Origin of the sequence: Streptomyces albidicamelliae (assembly GCF_025642175.1) — a bacterium.
Lineage (GTDB): Bacteria > Actinomycetota > Actinomycetes > Streptomycetales > Streptomycetaceae > Streptomyces > Streptomyces albidocamelliae.
Map to the genome: position 1 here is coordinate 6,747,913 of NZ_CP106795.1, position 20,296 is coordinate 6,768,208.

Genomic DNA, 20,296 nt, shown 5'->3' on the forward strand with positions numbered 1-20,296 from the left:
CGGCCGTCCTCCGCCTCCCCGCGCCCGGGCCGGCCCGGTCAGGCCTCCTTACGGCACAGGATCTCCCCGTGCAGGACCGCGAACCAGCCGTCCTCCCGGTTGCCCCACTCCCGCCAGGCCTCCGACACCGCCCGCAGCTGCTCGGCGGTGGCGTGGCCGCCCCCGGTGGCCCGCTCGGCGTAGGCGGAGGCGAGCGTGCGGTCCGCCCACAGCCCGCTCCACCACGCACGCTCCTCGGACGTGGCGAACGTCCAGGTGCCGGAGGTGGCGGTGACGTCCCGGAGCCCGGCGGCCAGCGCCCAGGCCCTCAGCCGGCGCCCGGCGTCGGGCTCCCCGCCGTTGGCCCGCGCCACCCGCTCGTACAGGTCGAGCCACGCGTCCAGGCCGGGCAGCGCCGGGTACCAGGTCATCGCCGCGTAGTCCGCGTCGCGTACCGCGATGTAGCCGCCCGGCCTGGTGACGCGGCGCATCTCGCGCAGTGCCTGCACCGGGTCCCCCACGTGCTGGAGCACCTGGTGGGCGTGGACGACGCAGAAGGTGTCGTCGGGGAAGTCCAGGGCGTGCACGTCGGCGACCGCGAAGTCGGTGTTGTCCAGTCCGCGGGCGGCGGCGGTGGCCCGGGCCTGCTCCAGGACGCCCGGCGCGTGGTCCACACCGGTGACGTGCCCCTCGGGGACCAGCTCGGCCAGGTCCGCGGTGATGGTCCCCGGGCCGCAGCCGATGTCCAGGATCCGCATGTGCGGCTTCAGCGAACCGAGCAGGTAGGCGGCGGAGTTGGCGGCGGTGCGCCAGGTGTGGGACCGCAGCACCGATTCGTGGTGCCCGTGTGTGTAGACGGCGGTCTCCTGCGCTCTCGGCATGGCTGCACCCCTTCTCGTCGTACCGGCCCGGCGCCCTGCGGCACCGGGCCGGCGGTACGCGTCACGGTACGCCTGCCTGCCGAATGATGAGATCCACGTTTTGCATGGTGGACTGACGGGTCGTCAGAGGGTGGGCTCCAGCGGGCGGTACACGGTCAGCGCCTCGGGCAGGTTCTCCACCGTGACCTCGCCGCCCGAGACGGGCACGACCTCACCGTCGTAGGCGAGCGGGGTGCCGGGAGCGATCCCCTTCAGCCGCAGCCGGTTCACCTGCACCGCGGCGTGGGCCGGGAGCGGGTCAGCGGGCCCGCCACGGCCGCCGCGAGCAGCCGCAGCGCGGGCCGGCGGCTGCCGTGCACCACCCGTACGTCGAGCAGGCCGTCCGCCAGGTCGGTGCGGCGGCCGGGCGCGAGCCCCATGCGGTGGTAGACGCCGTTGCCGACGAACAGCAGCCACAGCGGACGCCGTTCACCGCCCAGCTCCACCTCCAGCGGGTGCTGGTCGGCGCGCAGCACCTTGAGCGTCCCCAGCAGCCCGGCCGGCCAGCCGCCGATCCGGTGCGACCAGCGCTCCCGTTCGCGCACCAGCTCCGGGTACACCCCGAGACTGAGCGTGTTGAGGAACAGCCCCTCGCCGTCGCTCGTGACGAACCGCCCCGCGTCCACCCGGACCGCCTCGCCGTGCCGGATCGCCCGCGCCAGATCGCGCTCGTCCTCCACGTGCAGGTCGTACGCGAAGTGGTTGAGGGTGCCGCCGGGCAGCACCGCGAGCGGCAGGCCGTGCCGCAGCGCCACCTCGGCGGCCGCGTTCACGGTGCCGTCGCCGCCGCACACCCCGAGCACCCGGGCCCGGGCCGCCGCCTTCTCCAGCTCGTCCCTGACCTCCTCGGGCGCGCACTCGACGGTCTCCGCCATCGGCAGCGCCGCGTGCAGGGCGCGCACCCGGTCCGCCGTGCCCGAGGCCCGGTTGGCGACCACCACCAGACCCTCGCCCTCCGGCAGCGCCGGCGCCTGCGCGCGGGGCCGGGCGGGCCGCCGGATCTGCGCCCGGGTCGGCACCAGGCGCCGTACCAGGAACGCGGCGCCCACGCCGAGCGCCGCCCCGGCCAGCACGTCGCTCGGGAAGTGCACCCCGGTGTACACGCGGGAGGCCGCCACCGAGAACGCCACCGGCGCCACCACAGCGCCCCACGCCGGCGACTCCAGCGCGACCCCGGTCGCGAACGCCGCCGCCGACGCCGCGTGCCCGGACGGGAACGAGGTGGTGATCGGCTGCCGCTTGAGCTGCCGCACCAGCGGCACCGGATCCAGCACCGGCCGCGCCCGGCGCACCGAACGCTTGCCGATGGTGTTGATCGTCAGGGACGCCACGCTCAGCGAGGCCAGCCCCCGCACGGCGGCCCGGCGGGCCCGCGGCGTCCGGATCGCGGCCATCGCGGCGGCCGTGGCGAACCACAGCACCCCGTGGTTCGCGCTGCGGCTCAGCCGGGGCAGCACGCGCTCGGCACCGGGCCAGTGCCAGGCGGCGGCCGCCTCGAACACACGGCCGTCGACGTCGAGGAACTTGCGCAGCGCCTTGCGGCCGGTGGGGAGGGCGGTCAGGTCCAGGTCTGGGCTCATGGGCTCCGGTTACCCTGAAGTGCCCGTATCTTGTGCGCCCGTGCCGCGCGCACGACCGGTGTCGCGTAAGGAGATCGCCCGGATGCGCCTGCTGCTCGTCCGCCACGGCCAGACCCCGTCCAATCTGCACCACCTGCTGGACACGGCCGCACCGGGACCGGGACTGACCGCGCTGGGCGAGGCCCAGGCCGCCGCCCTGCCCCGGGCGCTCGCCGGCGAGGACATCGAGGCGCTGTACGCCTCCACCCTGGTCCGCACCCAGCTCACGGCCGCCCCGCTGGCCGCGGCCCGCGGTCTCGACGTGCTCGTGCGCGACGGCATCCGGGAGGTCGCCGCCGGCGACCTGGAGATGCGCCCCGGCCGCTCACCCGAGGGCGAGCGGTACCTGCGCACGGTCTTCGCGTGGGCGGCGGGCGACACCGCGCTGCGCATCCCCGGCGGGGAGAGCGGCGCGGAGGTGCTGGCACGGTACGACGCCGTGGTCGCCGAGGCCGCCGCCGACGGCGCCCGCACGGTCGCCATGGTCAGCCACGGCGCCGCGATCCGTATGTGGACCGCCGCCCGCGCCGGCAACGTCGAGGTGGCCTACGCCGCGGCCCGCCCCCTGGAGAACACCGGCGTGGTCGTCCTGGAGGGCTCGCCCGCCACCGGCTGGAACGCCCTGACGTGGGAGGGGGCGACCGTGGAACCGGCGGGCGAGGGCGGCCCGGCCGGGGAACCGCTCGACCCGTTCGCGGGACCGCCGGACACGGCGGGGCGGCGCGGGCACGCGCCGGAGCCGCCGGGCGGTAGCGGCCGATAAGGGTTTGCCCCCGGTCCCGGCCGCCCCGCAGAATGCCTGACCATGGGACATCTGGAAGCCGCGCACCTCGAGTACCACCTCCCCGACGGGAGGACCCTGCTCGGGGACGTGTCCTTCCGGGTCGGCGAAGGCGCCGTCGTCGCCCTGGTCGGCCCCAACGGCGCCGGCAAGACGACCCTGCTGCGCCTGATCTCCGGCGAGCTGAAGCCGCACGGCGGCAGCGTCACGGTCGGCGGCGGCCTCGGCGTGATGCGCCAGTTCGTGGGCTCCGTGCGCGACGAGAGCACCGTACGGGACCTGCTGGTGTCCGTCGCCCCGCCGCGCATCCGGGAGGCGGCCCGCGCGGTGGACGAGGCCGAGCACGCCCTCATGACCGTCGACGACGAGGCCGCCCAGCTGCAGTACGCGCAGGCCCTCGCCGACTGGGCCGAGGTGCGCGGCTACGAGGCGGAGACCCTGTGGGACATGTGCACCACCGCCGCGCTGGGCATGCCCTACGAGCGCGCGCAGTGGCGGCAGGTGCGCACCCTGTCCGGGGGCGAGCAGAAACGCCTCGTGCTGGAGGCGCTGCTGCGCGGCACCGACGAGGTGCTGCTGCTGGACGAGCCGGACAACTACCTCGACGTCCCCGGCAAGCGCTGGCTGGAGGAACAGCTCGGGGAGACCCGCAAGACCGTGCTGTTCGTCTCCCACGACCGGGAACTCCTCGCCCGCGCCGCGGAGAAGATCGTCTCGGTGGAGCCCGGGCCGGCCGGCGCGGACGCCTGGGTGCACGGCGGCGGCTTCGCCACCTACCACGAGGCGCGCCGGGAGCGCTTCGCCCGCTTCGAGGAGCTGCGCCGCCGCTGGGACGAGAAGCACGCCCAGCTGAAGAAGCTCGTCCTCAACCTCCGCCAGGCCGCCGCCGTCAGCCACGAGATGGCGTCCCGGTACGCGGCCGCGCAGACCAGGCTGCGCAAGTTCGAGGAGGCCGGGCCGCCGCCGGAGCCGCCCCGCGAGCAGGACATCACCATGCGCCTCAAGGGCGGCCGTACCGGTGTGCGGGCCGTCACCTGCGAGGGGCTGGAGCTGACCGGTCTGATGAAGCCCTTCGACCTGGAGGTGTTCTACGGCGAACGGGTCGCCGTCCTCGGCTCCAACGGCTCGGGCAAGTCGCACTTCCTGCGGCTGCTGGCCGGGCAGGACGTGGCGCACACGGGCGCGTTCAAGCTGGGCGCGCGGGTCGTACCCGGTCACTTCGCGCAGACCCACGCCCACCCGGAGCTGCGGGGCCGCACCCTGCTGGACATCCTGTGGAAGGAACACGCCCAGGACCGGGGCGCGGCCATGTCCCGGCTGCGCCGCTACGAGCTGACCCAGCAGGCCGAGCAGTCCTTCGACCGGCTCTCCGGCGGCCAGCAGGCCCGTTTCCAGATCCTGCTGATGGAGCTGGAGGGGGCCACCGCCCTCCTGCTGGACGAGCCCACGGACAACCTCGACCTGGAGTCCGCCGAGGCGCTCCAGGAGGGCCTGGAGGCCTACGAGGGCACGGTGCTCGCGGTCACCCACGACCGCTGGTTCGCCCGGTCCTTCGACCGCTACCTGGTCTTCGGCTCCGACGGCCGCGTCCGCGAGACGCCGGAGCCGGTCTGGGACGAACGACGCGTCGAGCGGGCCCGCTAGCGGGCCCGCCCGTCACCGCCCGGCGGTCACTTCCAGCGCAGCAGGGCGCCCATACCGCCCGCCGGGACCTCGTCGCCGGTCTCCTCCAGGACCGGCGTCAGCGAGAAGACCGGCGCGTCCGTCACCACGGCCGCCCGGACGAGCGCGTCGTCCGCGCGGGCCGGCCAGGACTGCCGCTCACCGAGGTTCGTCAGCTCCGTACGGCGGGCCGCCAGCTGGTCGGGATCCTCGGAGATCCACACCTGGCGGTGCGTGTCCGGGGCGTCGGGGCGGATCAGCAGCCCGGCGAGCCGGTGCTCACGCGCCGCCTCGATCAGCTGGGGCACCCCTTCGCAGGCCGCGGTCCGCCGCTCCTCGTCCGGCACCCGGGCCGCCCGGTACCGCTCGACCTCGGCCAGGACGCGCTCGCGCACGTGCCGGGCGCGGATGTCGTCGACCTCCTGGGGCAGCAGCCGGCTGCCCCTGCCGTGCTCGGTCTCCACCGCCCGGTCGCGCAGATGTCCGGGCAGCCGCTCGTGCACCGCACGGCACTCCCGGTCGTCCCCGCACAGCAGCAGCAGATCGGCGCCGGTCTCCTCCTGACACTCGGCGAGCGCGTCGGCGATCTCCCGGGCGTTGTGCTCCCAGGTGTTCTCCACCTTCAGCTGGAAGTGGCGCTCGGACCAGTCGGAGGACTTCGCCCGGTGCACGGGCCACTGCCGGCCCGTCACCTGCCCCGCCTCCTCCTGCAGCAGCGCGCTGCGCAGTTCGAGGTCGGCGCCCGTGCGGTCGATGTAGGCCACCAGCGAGACGGGGTCCTCACCGGCCAGGTCCAGCAGCGGTGTCACGTGCGGCAGCGTGCCCCAGTGCACCAGGCCCTGCGGCGGCGCCTTCGTCAGCGGCACCAGGAGCGCCACCTCGCCGTCGCGGGCGAACACGGCCCTGCCGTACGGCTCCGACGGGCTCAGCCCTTCGACGGCGTCGTGCACCGCCCGGCAGGTGGCCTCGTCGGCGCCCTGGTCGCGCAGCTCCCGGGACACCGCCTCCGCCGTCAGGCGCCTGCGGTGGTCCATGTCCTCGTCGTGCTGGGAGAGGTCGACGTATGCGGAGGCCCAGGACCCCGGATGTTCGTACAGTGGATTCAGGAACGCGAGCTCCATGGATTCCTCCCGGAAACCGCTTGGTGGCAGTGCCGGCCGGGCGGGTACCCGGACCGCGGACACGAACACGACGAGCGGGGAACCACGATGACCGGAGTCGACCCCAGCAGGCTGGACGACCAGCAGCTCATGAAGGAGCTGGAGACGATCCACCGCACGCGCCACGACACCCTCCTGTACGCCTCGAACGACGCGCTGCGCGCCCACAACGAGCGCATGGCGCAGCTGGAGGGCGAGTACCTGCGCCGCAACCCGCGCCGTCTGGTGAGCGCGGGCCGCACCCGTGAGGGCGCCCGCGAGCGGAGCTGCGGCGAGGCGGCGACTCCGGGTACGCCCGCCACCTGACCCGCGGCGGCCCCGGCACCCGAGAGCCCGGGACGCGGAAGGGGCCGGCCCGCACGGGCCGGCCCCTTCCGCGCGACGGACCGTCCGGTCAGCCGGCCTCCCCGGCGAAGACGTGCAGGAACGCGTCGCAGAACGCCTTGAGATCGTCCGGCTTGCGGCTGGTCACCAGCTGGTTCGGGCCGTGGTCGCAGATCTTGACCTGCTCGTCCACCCAGGTGCCGCCGGCGTTGGTGATGTCCGTCCGCAGGCTCGGCCAGGACGTCAGCACGCGGCCGCGCACCACGTCGGCCTCCACCAGCGTCCACGGCGCGTGGCAGATCGCCGCCACCGGCCTGCCCTGCTCGAAGAAGTCCTTCACGAACCCCACGGCCTTGTCGTCCATCCGCAGGAAGTCCGGGTTGGCGACCCCGCCGGGCAGCACCAGCCCCCCGAACGAACCGGCCGACGCCTCGCCCACCACCTCGTCCACGGGGAAGGTGTCCGCCTTGTCGAGATGGTTGAACGCCTGGATCTTCCCGGACTCCGTCGACACCAGCACCGGTTCGTGCCCGGCGTCCGAGGCGGCCTGCCACGGCTCCGTCAGCTCGACCTGCTCGACGCCCTCCGGCGCCACGAGAAACGCGATACGCATGATCCTCACATCCCTTTCCCGGCGCGCACGGCGGCCTCGGCCGCCCGGACACGCGCCGCTTCCTGTCCCTCGCCGCCCGCCGGCAGGGCAGCGGGTTCCTCGCCGTGGTGGCCTCACCGGCGTCGACGGCGGTGCTCGTCCTCGCGAGCCCGGGCGCCCGGGCGGCTCATTCGCCGCCCGTCAGCGCCTCCGCCAGTTGCTGCACGTTCTCGAACCGGTCCCCGTGCGGCAGCCGGGCGACCGCGTCCACGAGCCCGCCGGGGGCGTTGCTCCGGCGCAGGGCCCGGGCCAGCTCGCCCGTCCGCGCGGGGAAGGTGTGCCGGCTCAGGTGCCGGGCCAGCTCCAGCCGCCACCGCTCCAGCGACGCCTGCGATCCCAGGCCGCCCACCGGGCCGCTCCAGACCTGGGGGTCGTCGTCCGCGGCCGGCTCCGGGTCGTGCCACTCCTCGACGCGTGTCGGGTGGCCGGACCTGAGAAGGCCCTGCAGTTCGTGCTTCATCTCGTCGTCCCGGTGCACGCTCAGCCGGTCACTGCCTCGCTGCATATCTCCCTCCAGAGGGTCGGTGGTCCGCACCGCGTACCCGGCGGTCCGGGGGCCGACACCGGATGCGGCCACCGGAAGGCGGCCGGATCCGGTCGTCCCGCTATTTCTTGTCCCGGCCCGGCAGGAACTCCTGCATCTTGGCCTTCAGCCCCTGCTTGATCATCGAGCCCCGGTCGGCGTCGCCCTTCAGGATCGACGTCGCCGTCGCCTCCATCTGCTCCCACGTGGCGTGCGGCGGGATCGGTGGTACGGCGGGGTCGGTGAGGAACTCGACGACGGCGGGTCCGTCGGCGTCCAGGGCGGCGCGCCAGCCCGCCTCGACGTCCTCGGGCTTCTCCACCCGGATGCCGGTCAGACCGAGGGAGCGGGCGAACGCGGCGTACTGCACGTCCGGGATCTCCTGCGACGGCAGGAACGACGGGGAGCCCTCCATGGCCCGCATCTCCCACGTCACCTGGTTCAGATCGCGGTTGTTCCACACGGCGACCACCATCCGCGGATCCGACCAGCGGTCCCGGTACTTGGCCGCGGTGATCATCTCCGCCAGCCCGTTCATCTGCATCGCGCCGTCCCCGACCAGCGCGACCACCGGCCGGTCCGGATGCGCGAACTTGGCGCCGATGGCGTACGGCACCCCGGGACCCATGGTCGCCAGCGTCCCCGACAGCGATCCGCGCATGCCCGGCCGCATGGTGATGTGCCGCGCGTACCAGTTGGCGACCGAACCGGAGTCCGAGGTCAGGATGACGTTGTCCGGCAGCAGCGGGTCCAGCGCCCGGGCCACGTACTCCGGGTTGATCGGATCGGCGGACAGGCCGGCCCGCCGTTCCATCGTCTCGTGCCAGCGGCGCACGTTCGCGGACACCGTGTCGTACCACTCGCGGCCGCCCCGGTCGGTCTTCAGCATCGGAATCAGCCGCTGGAGCGTCGCCCTGGCGTCGCCGACGAGGTTCACCTCGTACGGGAAGCGCATGCCGATCATGTGCGGGTCGATGTCGATCTGCACCCCGCGCGCCTTGCCGAAGTCCGGCATGAACTGCGTGTACGGGAACGACGAACCGATCGTCAGCAGCGTGTCGCAGTCCCGCATCATCTCGTACGACGGCCGGCTGCCCAGCAGGCCGATCGGGCCGGTGACGTACGGCAGTTCGTCGCTGAGGACGTCCTTGCCCAGCAGCGCCTTCGCGACGCCCGCGCCGAGCAGCTCGGCGATCTCCTGGACCTCCACGACCGCGCCCGCCGCACCCTGGCCCACCAGGATCGCGACCTTGTCGCCCTCGTTGAGCACGTCCGCGGCCCGGCGCAGCGCCTCGTCCGTCGGGGTCGCCGTGTAGTCGCTCATGCCCAGGCTGGAGGGCACCATCTTGAACTCGTGCGTCGGCGGCGAGTAGTCCAGCTCCTGCACGTCGCCGGGGATGATGAGCGCCGTCGGGCTGCGCCGGGAGTAGGCGGTGCGGATCGCCCGGTCCAGGACGTTCGGCAGCTGCTCGGGGACGGTCACCGTCTCCACGAAGTCGGAGGCGACGTCCTTGTACAGCGTGTGCAGGTCCACTTCCTGCTGGTAGGAGCCGCCCATCGCGGTCCGGTTGGTCTGCCCGACGATCGCCAGCAGCGGCACGTGGTCGAGCTTGGCGTCGTACAGGCCGTTGAGCAGGTGGATCGCGCCCGGTCCCGAGGTCGCCGCGCACACTCCGAGCCGGCCGCTGAACTTCGCGTAGCCGACGGCCTCGAACGCGGACATCTCCTCGTGACGGGACTGGACGAACCGCGGCTTGTCGTCGGCGCGGCCCCAGGCGGCGAGCAGTCCGTTGATGCCGTCGCCCGGATAGCCGAAGACCTGTTCCACGCCCCAGGCGCGCAGGCGTTCGAGGATGTGGTCGGAGACCTTGGTGGTCATGAAGGAACCTCCCGGTGCGGTGCCGATTGGACGATCCGGTCAGTACGTGCCGAGTCACCTGTGGGAGGCACGGAAAACCTTCGTGGTCCGGCCGCGTGGCCGCTCTCGTCCGGTGGCGGCGGGCCGGGCGCGGCCGGCATCCCCGGACGGCCCCGCCGGGTGCCCGCCGGCCGAGCCGTGACGGTCCGGCCGAGGTGTCCGCCGGCCGGCTCTCCGCGGGCCGGCCTACGCCTGCCGGGCGGGTCTGTCACCCGGCCGGGCGTCCGGGTCCCCTCGAATGGGGTCCGGCCGCGCGCGGTGCGCCGGGGTGCGGGCTGTCATGGCAGCGAGGGCACGCCCCGTGCCCGTACCCGTGGCACGGCCCGGCGGCAGCGCCGTCCCGGCGCCACGGACCCCGCCGTATCCGCCGTATCCGCCGAGGAGCCCTTCGCATGCGCCGCACCGCCCGCGCCCTGTCCGTCGCCCTCGCCGCCGGTGCCGCGCTCGTGCTCGCCGGGCCGGCCGCCTCCGCGGACCCGGCAGCCGCCGCCGGCTCCGCCGCCGTGTCCGCCGCCTGCGATCCCGGCACCGGGCCGCCACCACGCGGCGGTGACCCCGCCTCGCCTTCCGGTGACCCCGCCCTGCCTTCCTACGAGGGCGTCACCGCACAGCCGGGCCGGGTCACCGGCAGGGCCGGCCCGCCGGCCGGGGACGCCTTCGAAAGCGCCGCCGGCACCGCCTCCGACGGCCCCGCGGGTGACGAGTTGTCGCTCGGCGGCGTGCCGGGCCCCGTCCCGACCGACGACGGCGCCTGCCCGGGGGCGCCGAGCGGACCGGCCGACCCCAGGGACCCGGCCTTCGCGGTCCCCGGCGGCGACACCCGGCCCTGCGAGGAGGGAGCGCAGTGCGCCGACGGGGGCCAGTGCCGGGCGGGGCAGTCCTGCCCGACCGGCACCGGCTGCCGGGCGGACGAGCCGTGCCCGGACCGGACCCCGGGGCGGGAGGACACGCCCTGCGCGGGGACGGGGAGCAGTGCCCGGGCGGCGGGGACCGCTGCACGGACGCCGGGGACACCGGGGCGGGCAAGCAGTGCCAGGGCGGCGGCGGGGGTCGGGACTGCGCCGGCGCCGTCTGCTCCGACGAGGACCGCCCGTGCGGGGAGTCGCACGGCGCGGACTGCTCCGGCGACCACGGCTGCCGCGACACCCGCGACGCCGGCGACTGCGACCCGGCCGCCGTGCAGCGTCCCGTGCAGGCCGGAACGGGAGGCACCTTCAGCGACTCGGTCCCCGCCCTCGTCGCCGGCGGCCTTTTCATCGCCGCCGCCTGCGCGGGAGCCGTGTACCGGGTGTACGGCCGCGGGCGGTCCGCGGTGTGACCGCCGCGGCCGGGACCGCGCCCCGTGATCCCGGCCGCCCCGGACACCGACCGGTGACCCGCGCTCCCGCGGACGCCGCCCATGGAGGACCGCCCGGCGGGTACACACCCCCCGAGGACGCACCGGCCACGGGCACCCCACGCACCAGCCGCGGATCCCCGGCCACAGCACGACCCGACGGGACAGCACACGGCACCACGGACTGCGCGGAGGCGGACATGCGGCGGACGGAACCCGAGGATCACGGACCCGTCCGGTACGGCCCGCCCCTGCCCGCCGACGGACTGCCCGTGCTGCCCGAGCTGTCGGCCGTCCTCGCCGGCGCGGCACACCGCGCCGAGGCCCAGCCCGTCGGCGGCGCCCCGCGCTGCTGGAGGCGGCCTGCGGCTACTTCACGCGCCGGGGACTGGCCTGCGCCCCCGACCAGGTGGCCGTCGGCCCCGGCGCCCCGGCACTGCTGCTCGCCCTCACCGCCGCCCTCGCCGGGGACGGCGCCGACGTCCTCGTGCCCCGGCCCTGCGCCGCCTGGTGGGCGCCGTACGCGCGCCTGCTCGGCCGGCCCGTCTACCACGTGCCCACCCCCGCCGAGAGCGGCGGCGTCCCCGACCCGTACGCCCTGCTGGAGACCGTCCGCCGGGTCCGCGCCGAGGGCGGCGACCCCCGGCTGCTGGTCCTCTCCGTCGCCGACGACCCCACCGCCACCGTCGCCCCGCCCGAACTGCTGCACGAGACCGTCGAGGCCGCGACGGCCGAGGGACTGCACCTGGTCAGCGACGAGACCTGGCGCGACACCCTGCACGCCCCGCACGCGACCGTGCTGCTCAGCCCCGCCGAGATGCAGCCCGACCGGGTCACCGTCGTCACCGACCTCGGAGGTTCCCTCCTGCCCCCCGGCTGGCCCGCCGCCGTGGCCCGCTTCCCCGCGACCGGGGACGGACGGCACCTCCACGCGCGCGTGCTCGACATCCTCACCGCGCTCGACGCGCGGATCGCCGCACCCGTCGCCGCGGCCGCCGGCTACGCCCTCGACGAACCCCCGCCCGTCACCGAGCGCCGCGAGGCCGCCGTACGGCTGCACGCCCGGCTGGCCGCCGCCGTGCACGCCGCGGTCGTCGCAGCGGGCGCGCTCGCCCGCCCGCCGCAGGCCGGCCGCCACCTCTACGCCGATCTCGCCCCGCTGCGCGCGTCCCTGACGGCGCAAGGGGTCGGCGACGCCCAGGAACTGGAGGACCTCCTCACCGCCCGGCTCGGCATGCCCGCGCCCGGTGGCCACCGCTTCGGCGACGACCTAGGTGCCCTGCGCGTCCGGCTCGCCACCGGATCCCTGCTGCGCGGCACGGACGAGGATCGCGCGGAATGCCTCATGTCCCCCGAGCCGTTGGAACTGCCACACGTGGAACGCGCGTTGATCTCCTTGGGGTCGGCTCTCGACGATCTCCGCGACGACGCTCAGCGATGGGAGCCTCCTCGATGACGCAGCAGACGCACGAGCACGGACCGGCCACGACCACCGCCGACACGACGATCGCCGACACGACGACCGCCGAGACGCCCCCCACCGCCGCGACGACCGCGGCGGCCCACGCGCCCGACGCCCCGACCCCGCTCGTGCCCGCCTCGCCACCGCTCGCCGAGCCCCGCCCCCTCGGCGAACACCGGGTCTGGCCGCGGACCTTCCACGACCGGCTCACCGCCCCCCTGCCCGGCCTCAAGGCCTTCGCCCGCTTCGCCCGCGAAGGCGCGGTACGCCCCGGTCCGGAAGGCCTCGCCGACGCGTCGCGGGTGCCCTACGAGCCCGCGCCACTGCCCCCCGTCGACACCCGTGCCCTCGCCGTCACCTGGGCGGGGCACGCCAGTTGGATCGTCCGGATCGGCGGCCTCACGGTCCTCACCGACCCCGTCTGGTCCCGCCGCATCCTCGGCACCCCGGCCCGCATCACCCCGGTCGGCGTGCCCTGGGACAGCCTGCCCCGCGTGGACGCCGTCGTCATCAGCCACAACCACTACGACCACCTCGACGCCCCCACCCTGCGCCGACTCCCGCGCGACACCCCGGTGTTCGCCCCCGCCGGACTCGGTCGCTGGTTCAAGCGCCGCCGGTTCACCCGGGTCACCGAGCTGGACTGGTGGGAGGGAGCCGAACTCGCCGGTGTCCGCTTCGACTTCGTGCCCGCCCACCACTGGTCCAAGCGCACCCTCACCGACACCTGCCACAGCCTCTGGGGCGGCTGGATCCTCACGGCACCCGGCCGGCAGCGCCTGTACTTCGCCGGCGACACCGGTTACGGCCACTGGTTCTCCCGCATCGGCCGCCGCTACCCGGGCATCGACCTCGCGCTGATGCCCATCGGCGCCTACGACCCCCGCTGGTGGCTGAGCGACGTGCACTGCGATCCGGAGGAGGCGGTGCGGGCCACGCTCGACCTGGGCGCCCGCCGGATGGCCCCCATGCACTGGGGCACCTTCGTCCTCTCCGCCGAGCCGGTCCTGGAACCGCTCACCCGGGTGCGGACGGCCTGGAAGCAGGCCGGACTCGACGCCGGCGACCTGTGGGACCTCCCGGTCGGCGGATCGCGGGTGCTGGCGGACGGCACCCCGTAGGACCGCCGGACCGCCACCGGGCCTCGCGGGCCGCCACGGGACCACACCGGCCACCGCCCGGCCCTCCCCGGTCGCTACCCGGCCCTCTTCGGCTGCTGACGGAACCGCCGTACGAGACCCGGCACCGCGCTGACCACCACGGCCAGCGCGACGGCCGCCAGCACGCCCTCCCACGGCTCCGGGAACAGCGACCCGCCCAGAATGCCGATCACCTGGTACGTCACCGCCCAGGCGAGACACGCCGGAAGGTTCCCCCGCGCGAACCTCCGCAGCGGCCACTCGGCCAGCAGACACGCCAGCATCACCGGTATGCGCCCCGCCGGGATCAGCCGGGACAGCACCAGCACCGCGACCCCGTGCTCGGCCAGCTTGCCCTGCGCCTGCTCCAGACGTTCCTCCGGCGCCCGCGACCGGATCGCCTCCAGCCACCGGGAGCCGTTCCTCGACCGCAGCCCGCGCCGCCCCAGCCAGTACAGCGCCGCGTCCCCGAGGAACGCGGCGAGCGACGCCGTCACGAACACCAGGAGCAGGGAGAACGGCGCCGTCTGATGGAACGCCACCACCGCGGCCGAGCTCACCAGCGCCCCCGTCGGCACCACCGGCACCAGCGCGCCGATCAGCACCAGCAGGAACAACGACGGATACCCGAGCGCCTGTCGGGTCGACTCCGTCGGCACGGCCGAGACCGAGGCGGCCGCGAGTATCGCGGCGGGCACCGAACCTCTCACCGGGCGACCTCCGGCCGGACACTCTCCCCGTGTCCCAGCCGGTGCACCGAGACCTCCGGTGCGGCCACGGCCGCCAGCCGCACGAACTCGTCGCCCGGCGCGTGGAACTCGTGCGGCCGGATCGCGTCCATCCCGATCGGCCAGTACGTCCCGTAGTGCACCGGCACCGCCGCCCGCGGCGCCAGCAGGGCCAGCGCGTGCGCCGCCCGCCCCGCGTCCAGGTGCCCCTCGCCGAGGTACGGACCCCAGCCACCCACCGGCAGCAGGGCCACGTCCACCGGGCCCACCTGCTCCGCCATCGTGTCGAACAGCCCGGTGTCCCCGGCGAAGTACGTGCGTGCCTCGCCCTCGACGACGTAACCGAGCGCGGGGCAGCTGTGCGGACCCACCGGCAGACGCCGGCCGTCGTGCAGCGCGGGCACCACCCGCACCAGCAGGTCGCCGATCCGCACCTCGTCCCCGGGCGCCACCTCGGTCACCCGCAGCTGCCGCAGCCGGCGCACACCCGGTACCGCCCGTGGTGCGCCCCGGGGCACGAGCAGGCGCGTGCCCGGTGCCAGGCCGGCCAGCGAGGGCAGATGCAGATGGTCGGCGTGCAGATGGCTGACGAGGACGACGTCGGCGCGGCGCGCCTCGGCGGGCGGAACGTCCCCGCGGCGGCGCCGCAGATGCGCCAGCCTGCGGGCGAACAGAGGATCGGTGAGCACCCGTGTGTTCGCGTCCTCCACCGTGCAGGTGGCGTGACCCCACCAGGTGATCTCCACCGGCACCTTCTTCGCCTCCTTCACGCGACTCCCCGAAGCCTACGGGCAGGAGTAGGGTCGGCGGCGAAACCCGGAGGTGAGGGGGACGCCATGGGACAGCTGCGGGGTGCCTTCGGCGCGATCATGCCGGTGCGGGTGACCGCGATCGCCAGCCTGACACCTCTGGAGGAGCTGGAGGCCGACCCCTTCCTGGTGGACTCCCGCAGCCAGCACGCGATGTGCGCCCGCTGGGCGGCCGAGCGCGGCTATGTGATCGCCCGGGAACTGCTCGTCGGCGGGCTGCGCTTCGACCACTGCGCCCTGTGGGACGGGGTGCGGGCCGGCGTGGACGTGTTCGTCGCCCCCAGCCGCCGGGTGCTGGAGCGGGCCCTGTCCTCGGTGGAGGAGTTCACCGCCGAGTGCGCGCGCCGGGGCGTGCGGGTGGAGACGGTGGGGCGCGCCGAGCCGTCGTACGACGCCCAGATGAAGGCGCACGTCCACCGCCGGCTGTCCATGCCGACGGCGGGCTACGACGGCCGCTGACCCCCTGGGCTTTCGCCGGTGGCCCGACGGCCCGCTACCTCCCCTGACCGGTATGACAAGGTGGAGACCGGCCCGGCCGGTTCAGGGGCCGGGACGTGAGGGGTGCGGGGCGTGCGTGGGGTGCGGTGGCGGCGGATCGCCAGTCAGATCGGGCGGAGCATCGCCGTGTGGGCGGTCTCCACGGTCACCATGCTGCTTCTCGCCGGGATCCTGCCCGACTTCCAGCTCCAGTCCGACGACGGCGACAGCACCACCCGCATAGCCGTCACCGCGGCGTGCGGCGCCGGTGCCTTCGGTGCCTTGTCGGCCGTGGTCTGGCCGCTGCTGGTCCGGCTGCTGCTGCTGGTGCCGGCGCTGGTGCTCGGCCTGCTGGTCTTCTTCCTCAACGGCTCCCTGCTGCTGCTCGCCCTGCGCATCAACCCCACCGGGCAGGGCGAGGCGGCGCCGGAGACCGCCGTCATCGTGGCCGCCGTGATGTCCGCCGTGGCCTCGGCGACCGGCGCCGGCCTCGCCGTACGCGACGACGAGACCTACCGGCGCCGGCTGCACCGGCTCGCCACCCGCAGCCGCCGCGCCCACCCGCCCTGCCCGCCCGCCCCCGGTCTGGTCTGCGTCCAGCTCGACGGCGTCGGCCACGACGTCCTCGCCGCCGCGGTCCGCAAGGGCCTCATGCCCACCCTCGCCGGCTGGCTGGCCACGGCCGACGGCGCACGGCCCACCCACCGCCTCGTGCCCTGGCGCACCGACTGGTCCAGCCAGACCGGCGCCAGCCAGCTCGGCATCCTGCACGGCAGCACCTTCGACGTGCCGGCCTTCCGCTGGTACGAGAAGGACCGGGGCGAGGTGATGGTGTCCAACCGGCCGACCAGCGCCGCCGAGCTCCAAAGACGCGCCGTCGAGCGCACCGGGGACGGCGGGCTGCTGGCCGTCGACGGCGCCAGCCGCGGCAACCTGTTCAGCGGCGGAGCCGGCGAACAGGCCCTCGTGCTGTCCATCGCCGCCCGCCGCCGCAGCCGGGAGAACCGTTCCCGCGCCGGCTATTTCGCCTACTTCTCCGACCCGGCCAACGCCGTGCGGACCGCCCTGTCCTTCGCCGCCGAGGTCGGCCGCGAGATCGGCCAGTCCACCCGCGCCCGCCTGCGCAGACAGCGCCCGCGCGTCGGCCGCGGCGGTCTCTACCCCCTCATCCGCGCCTTCGCCACCGTCGTCGAACGGGACGTCGTCGTCGCCGCGGTATTGGGCGACATGCTCGCCGGCCGCACCGCCGTCTACGCCGACCTCGTCGCCTACGACGAGGTGGCCCACCACTCCGGACCGCACAGCCGGGACGCCGAGAAGGTGCTCGGACGCCTCGACCGGTCCCTCGCCCTGCTCCAGCGGGTCGCCGAACACGCCCCCCGCCCCTACCGCATCGTCGTCCTCTCCGACCACGGCCAGAGCCCCGGCGAGACCTTCCGCGCCCGCTACGGCCTCACCCTCGGCGACCTCGTCCGGGCCGGCTGCGGACTGCCCGTGCCGCGCCGCGCCGAACGCACCCGCAGCGGCGCCGAGGCCCGTGCCGCCGTCCGCGCGGCCCTGCGCCGCCCCGAGGAGAACGGCGCGCGCCACCCCGCCGCCGGCGGCCCCGACCCGATCGTGCTGGCCTCGGGCAACCTGGGCCTGGTCTCCTTCCCCGACGTGCCGCACCGCATGACCAGGGAGGAAATCGACGCCCGCCACCCCGGCCTGCTCACCACCCTCGCCAACCACCCCGGCATCGGCTTCCTGCTGGTGCGCAGCGAGCGGCACGACGGCGTGGTCCTCGGCGCGTACGGCGCCGAGATCCCGCTGGCCGCACTGGACGACGACCCCGGCCCGCTGGCCCGGTTCGGGCCCGGCGCCGCCGACGCCGTCCGGCGCACCCACGCGTTCCCGCACACCGCGGACATCATGGTCAACTCCGCGCACGACCCCGCCGACGGCGAGGTCCTCGCATTCGAGGAGCAGATCGGCTCGCACGGCGGCCTCGGCGGCGCCCAGTCCCATCCGTTCCTGCTCGCCCCGCGGGAACTGTCCACACCCGCGGCGGACGGGGAGCTGCTGACCGGCGCCGAGGACGTGCACCGCCTGCTGCGCCGCTGGCTCGGCGAACTGGACGGGCCCCAGGTGCCGCTGACCACGGACACGGCCCCGGAGCGGGCCGCCTGAACACGGGCCCGCCCGTGCTTCCGCGCGTCCGCCGCCCCGGCCGGTCCGGCCGGGAAGTCACCTCCCGTTCACCCCGCGCGGGCCGGTCTTCGGAGTGCGACGCGCCGGGATGTGATCGGATAGGGGCAGGAAGTCCGCACACGGGACCACTCGCGAAAGGAACCATCGTGGCTACCACGCGCACCGCGCACACGGTCTGGGAAGGCAACCTGCTCGAGGGCAACGGCGTCGTCACCTTCGACTCCTCCGGCATCGGCCAGCAGCCGGTCACGTGGGCCTCGCGCGCCCAGGACGCGAACGGGAAGACCAGCCCCGAGGAGCTGATCGCCGCCGCCCACTCCAGCTGCTTCTCCATGGCCCTCTCGCACGCCCTGGCCGGCGCCGGCACCCCGCCCACCCGGCTGGAGACCAACGCCGACGTCTCCTTCCAGCCCGGTGAGGGCATCACCGGCATCCACCTCACCGTCCGCGGCGAGGTGCCCGGCCTGGACGCGGAGGGCTTCGCCTCGGCCGCCGAGGACGCCAAGAAGAACTGCCCCGTCAGCCAGGCGCTGACCGGCACGACCATCACCCTGACGGCCGAGCTGGCCTGACGCTCGTACGCCCCCGTGTGCCGCGCCCCTCGCCGGGGGCGCGGCACCGCCGTTTCCTGGGAACCCGTGGATTGACAGCGCCGTGCGCACGTCCTGTGCTGGAAGTGCCGAAGGCGCCCGGGCGGAAGGGGACGGACCATGGCACGTGCGGTCGGAATCGATCTCGGGACGACGAACTCGGTGGTCGCCGTCCTGGAGGGCGGCGAGCCGGCGGTCGTCGCCAACGCGGAGGGTGCGCGGACCACCCCGTCGGTGGTGGCCTTCGCGAAGAACGGGGAGGTGCTGGTCGGCGAGGTCGCCAAACGGCAGGCCGTGACCAATGTGGAGCGCACCGCCCGCTCGGTGAAACGGCACATGGGCGATCCGCAGTGGCGCTTCCCCGAGCAGGGCTCCCTGGACGGCACCCGGCTGCGCGCGCAGGAGCTGTCGGCACGGGTGCTGCAGAAGCTGAAGCGGGACGCGGAGGCCTACCTGGGCGAGGACGTCACGGACGCGGTGATCACCGTGCCCGCCTACTTCGACGACCACCAGCGGCAGGCCACCAAGGAGGCCGGGGAGATCGCCGGACTGAAGGTGCTGCGGATCATCAACGAGCCGACCGCCGCCGCCCTCGCCTACGGCCTGGACCGCGGTGAGGAGCAGACGGTCCTCGTGTTCGACCTGGGCGGCGGCACCTTCGACGTGTCGCTGCTGGAGATCGGCGACGGCGTCATCGAGGTGAAGGCCACCAACGGCGACACCCACCTCGGCGGCGACGACTGGGACCAGCGGGTCGTCGAGCACCTGGCCAAGCGGTTCAAGGGGCAGTACGGCATCGACCTCGCCGCCGACAAGATGGCGGTGCAGCGGCTCCGGGAGGCCGCGGAGAAGGCCAAGATCGAGCTGTCCTCCTCCTCGGAGACGTCGATCAACCTGCCTTACATCACCGCCTCCGCCGAAGGCCCGCTGCACCTGGAGGAGAAACTCACCCGGGCCCAGTTCCAGGAGCTCACCGCCGACCTGCTGGACCGCTGCAGGACCCCTTTCCACCAGGCGGTGCGGGACGCCGGGGTGGAGCTGTCCGCGGTCGACCACGTCATCCTGGTCGGCGGCTCCACCCGGATGCCCGCCGTCACCGAGCTGGTGAAGGAACTCACCGGCAAGGACCCCCACAAGGGCGTCAACCCCGACGAGGTGGTCGCGGTCGGCGCGGCCCTCCAGGCGGGCGTCCTGCGCGGTGACGTCAAGGACGTCCTGCTGCTCGACGTCACCCCGCTGTCCCTGGGCATCGAGACCAAGGGCGGCATCATGACCAGGCTGATCGAGCGCAACACCACGATCCCGACCCGCCGTTCGGAGATCTTCACCACCGCCGCCGACAACCAGCCCTCGGTCGCCATCCAGGTCTACCAGGGCGAACGCGAGATCGCCGCGTACAACAAGAAACTCGGCGTCTTCGACCTCACCGGGCTGCCGCCCGCGCCGCGCGGTGTCCCGCAGATCGAGGTGGCCTTCGACATCGACGCCGACGGGATCATGCACGTCTTCGCCAAGGACCTCGCCACCGGCCGCGAGCAGAAGATGACCGTCACCGGCGGCTCCGCCCTGCCCAAGGACGACATCGACCGCATGATGCGCGAGGCCGAGCAGTACGCGGAGGACGACCGCCGGCGCCGGGAGGCCGCCGAGACCCGCAACCAGGCCGAACAACTCGTCTACCAGACCGAGAGGTTCCTCGCCGACAACAGCGACCGCGTACCGGCCGACACCCGGGGCGAGGTCGAGGAGGCGACCGCCGGACTCAAGGCCCTGCTGGAACAGGAGGCCGACACCGCCGCGCTGCGCACGGGCGTGGAGAAGCTCGCCACGGTCAGCCAGAAGATGGGCCAGGCGATGTACGCGTCCGCGTCCGGCGGTGACGGACCCGGCGGTGACGCGTCGGGCGGTGACGGGGCCGGGGAGCGGAGCGGCGGGGAGCACCGCACCGCCCCCGACGAGGACGGCGTCGTCGACGCGGAGATCGTCGACGAGGACGGGGACGCCAAGGGAGGCGCGGCCTAGGCCGC

General features: G+C 74.6%; 16 protein-coding genes and 2 pseudogenes. 10 read left to right on the top strand and 8 right to left on the bottom strand.

The window, feature by feature from the left end:
* Positions 1-38: 38 nt before the first annotated feature.
* Entirely contained in the window at positions 39-860 is an 822-nt protein-coding gene (locus N8I86_RS30510) for a class I SAM-dependent methyltransferase (RefSeq protein ID WP_263279189.1), read from the bottom strand.
* Positions 861-983: 123 nt separating this feature from the next.
* Positions 984-2,479, bottom strand: a pseudogene (locus N8I86_RS30515) (phosphatase PAP2 family protein).
* An 82-nt stretch (positions 2,480-2,561) separates the two neighbouring features.
* On the opposite strand from N8I86_RS30515, the gene N8I86_RS30520 reads away from it, so the two are divergent.
* Together N8I86_RS30520 and N8I86_RS30525 are read left to right on the top strand one after the other, a co-directional pair.
* Entirely contained in the window at positions 2,562-3,281 is a 720-nt protein-coding gene (locus N8I86_RS30520; protein ID WP_073891758.1) for a histidine phosphatase family protein, read from the top strand.
* A gap of 42 nt (positions 3,282-3,323) precedes the next feature.
* A complete protein-coding gene (locus N8I86_RS30525; protein WP_263279190.1) occupies positions 3,324-4,943 on the top strand; it encodes an ABC-F family ATP-binding cassette domain-containing protein in 1,620 nt (539 codons plus the stop codon).
* A 26-nt stretch (positions 4,944-4,969) separates the two neighbouring features.
* On the opposite strand, the gene N8I86_RS30530 is transcribed toward N8I86_RS30525, so the two are convergent.
* Positions 4,970-6,082 carry a baeRF2 domain-containing protein gene (locus tag N8I86_RS30530; RefSeq protein ID WP_073891754.1) on the bottom strand — a complete coding sequence of 371 codons (1,113 nt, stop codon included), beginning with the start codon at positions 6,080-6,082 and terminating at the stop codon, positions 4,970-4,972.
* Positions 6,083-6,169: 87 nt separating this feature from the next.
* Here N8I86_RS30530 and N8I86_RS30535 point away from each other — a divergent pair, with 87 nt between their 5' ends.
* Entirely contained in the window at positions 6,170-6,427 is a 258-nt protein-coding gene (locus N8I86_RS30535) for a DUF6158 family protein (protein WP_073891752.1), read from the top strand.
* Positions 6,428-6,515: 88 nt separating this feature from the next.
* On the opposite strand, the gene N8I86_RS30540 is transcribed toward N8I86_RS30535, so the two are convergent.
* The 3 genes from N8I86_RS30540 to N8I86_RS30550 form a co-directional block, all read right to left on the bottom strand.
* A complete protein-coding gene (locus N8I86_RS30540) occupies positions 6,516-7,058 on the bottom strand; it encodes a type 1 glutamine amidotransferase domain-containing protein (protein ID WP_123440240.1) in 543 nt (180 codons plus the stop codon).
* 166 nt (positions 7,059-7,224) lie between these two features.
* Positions 7,225-7,602, bottom strand: coding sequence for a DUF2795 domain-containing protein (locus N8I86_RS30545; RefSeq protein WP_073891750.1), 378 nt, complete (start codon positions 7,600-7,602; stop codon positions 7,225-7,227).
* Between the two features lie 100 nt (positions 7,603-7,702).
* Positions 7,703-9,499: a thiamine pyrophosphate-requiring protein gene (locus tag N8I86_RS30550; protein WP_123440241.1), complete on the bottom strand. Its 1,797-nt coding sequence runs from the start codon at positions 9,497-9,499 to the stop codon at positions 7,703-7,705.
* Positions 9,500-10,454: 955 nt separating this feature from the next.
* Here N8I86_RS30550 and N8I86_RS30555 point away from each other — a divergent pair.
* From N8I86_RS30555 to N8I86_RS30565, 3 genes and pseudogenes are all read left to right on the top strand, one after another.
* Positions 10,455-10,856 carry a hypothetical protein gene (locus tag N8I86_RS30555; protein WP_263280227.1) on the top strand — a complete coding sequence of 134 codons (402 nt, stop codon included), beginning with the start codon at positions 10,455-10,457 and terminating at the stop codon, positions 10,854-10,856.
* 218 nt (positions 10,857-11,074) lie between these two features.
* Positions 11,075-12,330 (top strand): annotated as a pseudogene (locus tag N8I86_RS30560) (aminotransferase class I/II-fold pyridoxal phosphate-dependent enzyme).
* Positions 12,327-13,457 carry an MBL fold metallo-hydrolase gene (locus N8I86_RS30565; RefSeq protein WP_263279191.1) on the top strand — a complete coding sequence of 377 codons (1,131 nt, stop codon included), beginning with the start codon at positions 12,327-12,329 and terminating at the stop codon, positions 13,455-13,457. The pseudogene N8I86_RS30560 and the gene N8I86_RS30565 overlap by 4 nt, the downstream one beginning before the upstream one ends.
* Positions 13,458-13,531: 74 nt before the next feature.
* Here N8I86_RS30565 and N8I86_RS30570 read toward each other — a convergent pair whose 3' ends face one another.
* The gene (locus tag N8I86_RS30570) at positions 13,532-14,173 is read right to left on the bottom strand and encodes a DedA family protein (RefSeq protein WP_263279192.1); all 642 of its coding nucleotides are present in this window, start codon (positions 14,171-14,173) and stop codon (positions 13,532-13,534) included.
* Positions 14,174-14,181: 8 nt separating this feature from the next.
* Entirely contained in the window at positions 14,182-14,955 is a 774-nt protein-coding gene (locus N8I86_RS30575; protein ID WP_263280173.1) for an MBL fold metallo-hydrolase, read from the bottom strand.
* Positions 14,956-15,069: 114 nt separating this feature from the next.
* Between N8I86_RS30575 and N8I86_RS30580 the strand changes: the two genes are divergently transcribed.
* The 4 genes from N8I86_RS30580 to dnaK all read left to right on the top strand — a co-directional run bounded on the left by N8I86_RS30580 (position 15,070) and on the right by dnaK (position 20,291).
* Positions 15,070-15,471 (top strand): hypothetical protein, encoded by a 402-nt coding sequence (locus N8I86_RS30580; RefSeq protein ID WP_073892197.1) that lies wholly within the window; start codon positions 15,070-15,072, stop codon positions 15,469-15,471.
* Positions 15,472-15,582: 111 nt separating this feature from the next.
* Positions 15,583-17,658, top strand: coding sequence for a phage holin family protein (locus N8I86_RS30585; protein ID WP_263279193.1), 2,076 nt, complete (start codon positions 15,583-15,585; stop codon positions 17,656-17,658).
* A 167-nt stretch (positions 17,659-17,825) separates the two neighbouring features.
* Positions 17,826-18,251, top strand: coding sequence for an OsmC family protein (locus N8I86_RS30590; protein ID WP_073891740.1), 426 nt, complete (start codon positions 17,826-17,828; stop codon positions 18,249-18,251).
* Positions 18,252-18,389: 138 nt separating this feature from the next.
* A complete protein-coding gene (dnaK, locus tag N8I86_RS30595) occupies positions 18,390-20,291 on the top strand; it encodes a molecular chaperone DnaK (protein WP_123440245.1) in 1,902 nt (633 codons plus the stop codon).
* Positions 20,292-20,296 lie beyond the last annotated feature (5 nt).

What these genes read in the sequence shown, in the direction of transcription:
- N8I86_RS30510 (WP_263279189.1), bottom strand. Translation starts at nt 860, where the DNA reads ATGCCGAGAGCGCAGGAGACCGCCGTCTACACACACGGGCACCACGAA.
- N8I86_RS30520 (WP_073891758.1), top strand. Translation starts at nt 2,562, where the DNA reads ATGCGCCTGCTGCTCGTCCGCCACGGCCAGACCCCGTCCAATCTGCAC.
- N8I86_RS30525 (WP_263279190.1), top strand. Translation starts at nt 3,324, where the DNA reads ATGGGACATCTGGAAGCCGCGCACCTCGAGTACCACCTCCCCGACGGG.
- N8I86_RS30530 (WP_073891754.1), bottom strand. Translation starts at nt 6,082, where the DNA reads ATGGAGCTCGCGTTCCTGAATCCACTGTACGAACATCCGGGGTCCTGG.
- N8I86_RS30535 (WP_073891752.1), top strand. Translation starts at nt 6,170, where the DNA reads ATGACCGGAGTCGACCCCAGCAGGCTGGACGACCAGCAGCTCATGAAG.
- N8I86_RS30540 (WP_123440240.1), bottom strand. Translation starts at nt 7,058, where the DNA reads ATGCGTATCGCGTTTCTCGTGGCGCCGGAGGGCGTCGAGCAGGTCGAG.
- N8I86_RS30545 (WP_073891750.1), bottom strand. Translation starts at nt 7,602, where the DNA reads ATGCAGCGAGGCAGTGACCGGCTGAGCGTGCACCGGGACGACGAGATG.
- N8I86_RS30550 (WP_123440241.1), bottom strand. Translation starts at nt 9,499, where the DNA reads ATGACCACCAAGGTCTCCGACCACATCCTCGAACGCCTGCGCGCCTGG.
- N8I86_RS30565 (WP_263279191.1), top strand. Translation starts at nt 12,327, where the DNA reads ATGACGCAGCAGACGCACGAGCACGGACCGGCCACGACCACCGCCGAC.
- dnaK (WP_123440245.1), top strand. Translation starts at nt 18,390, where the DNA reads ATGGCACGTGCGGTCGGAATCGATCTCGGGACGACGAACTCGGTGGTC.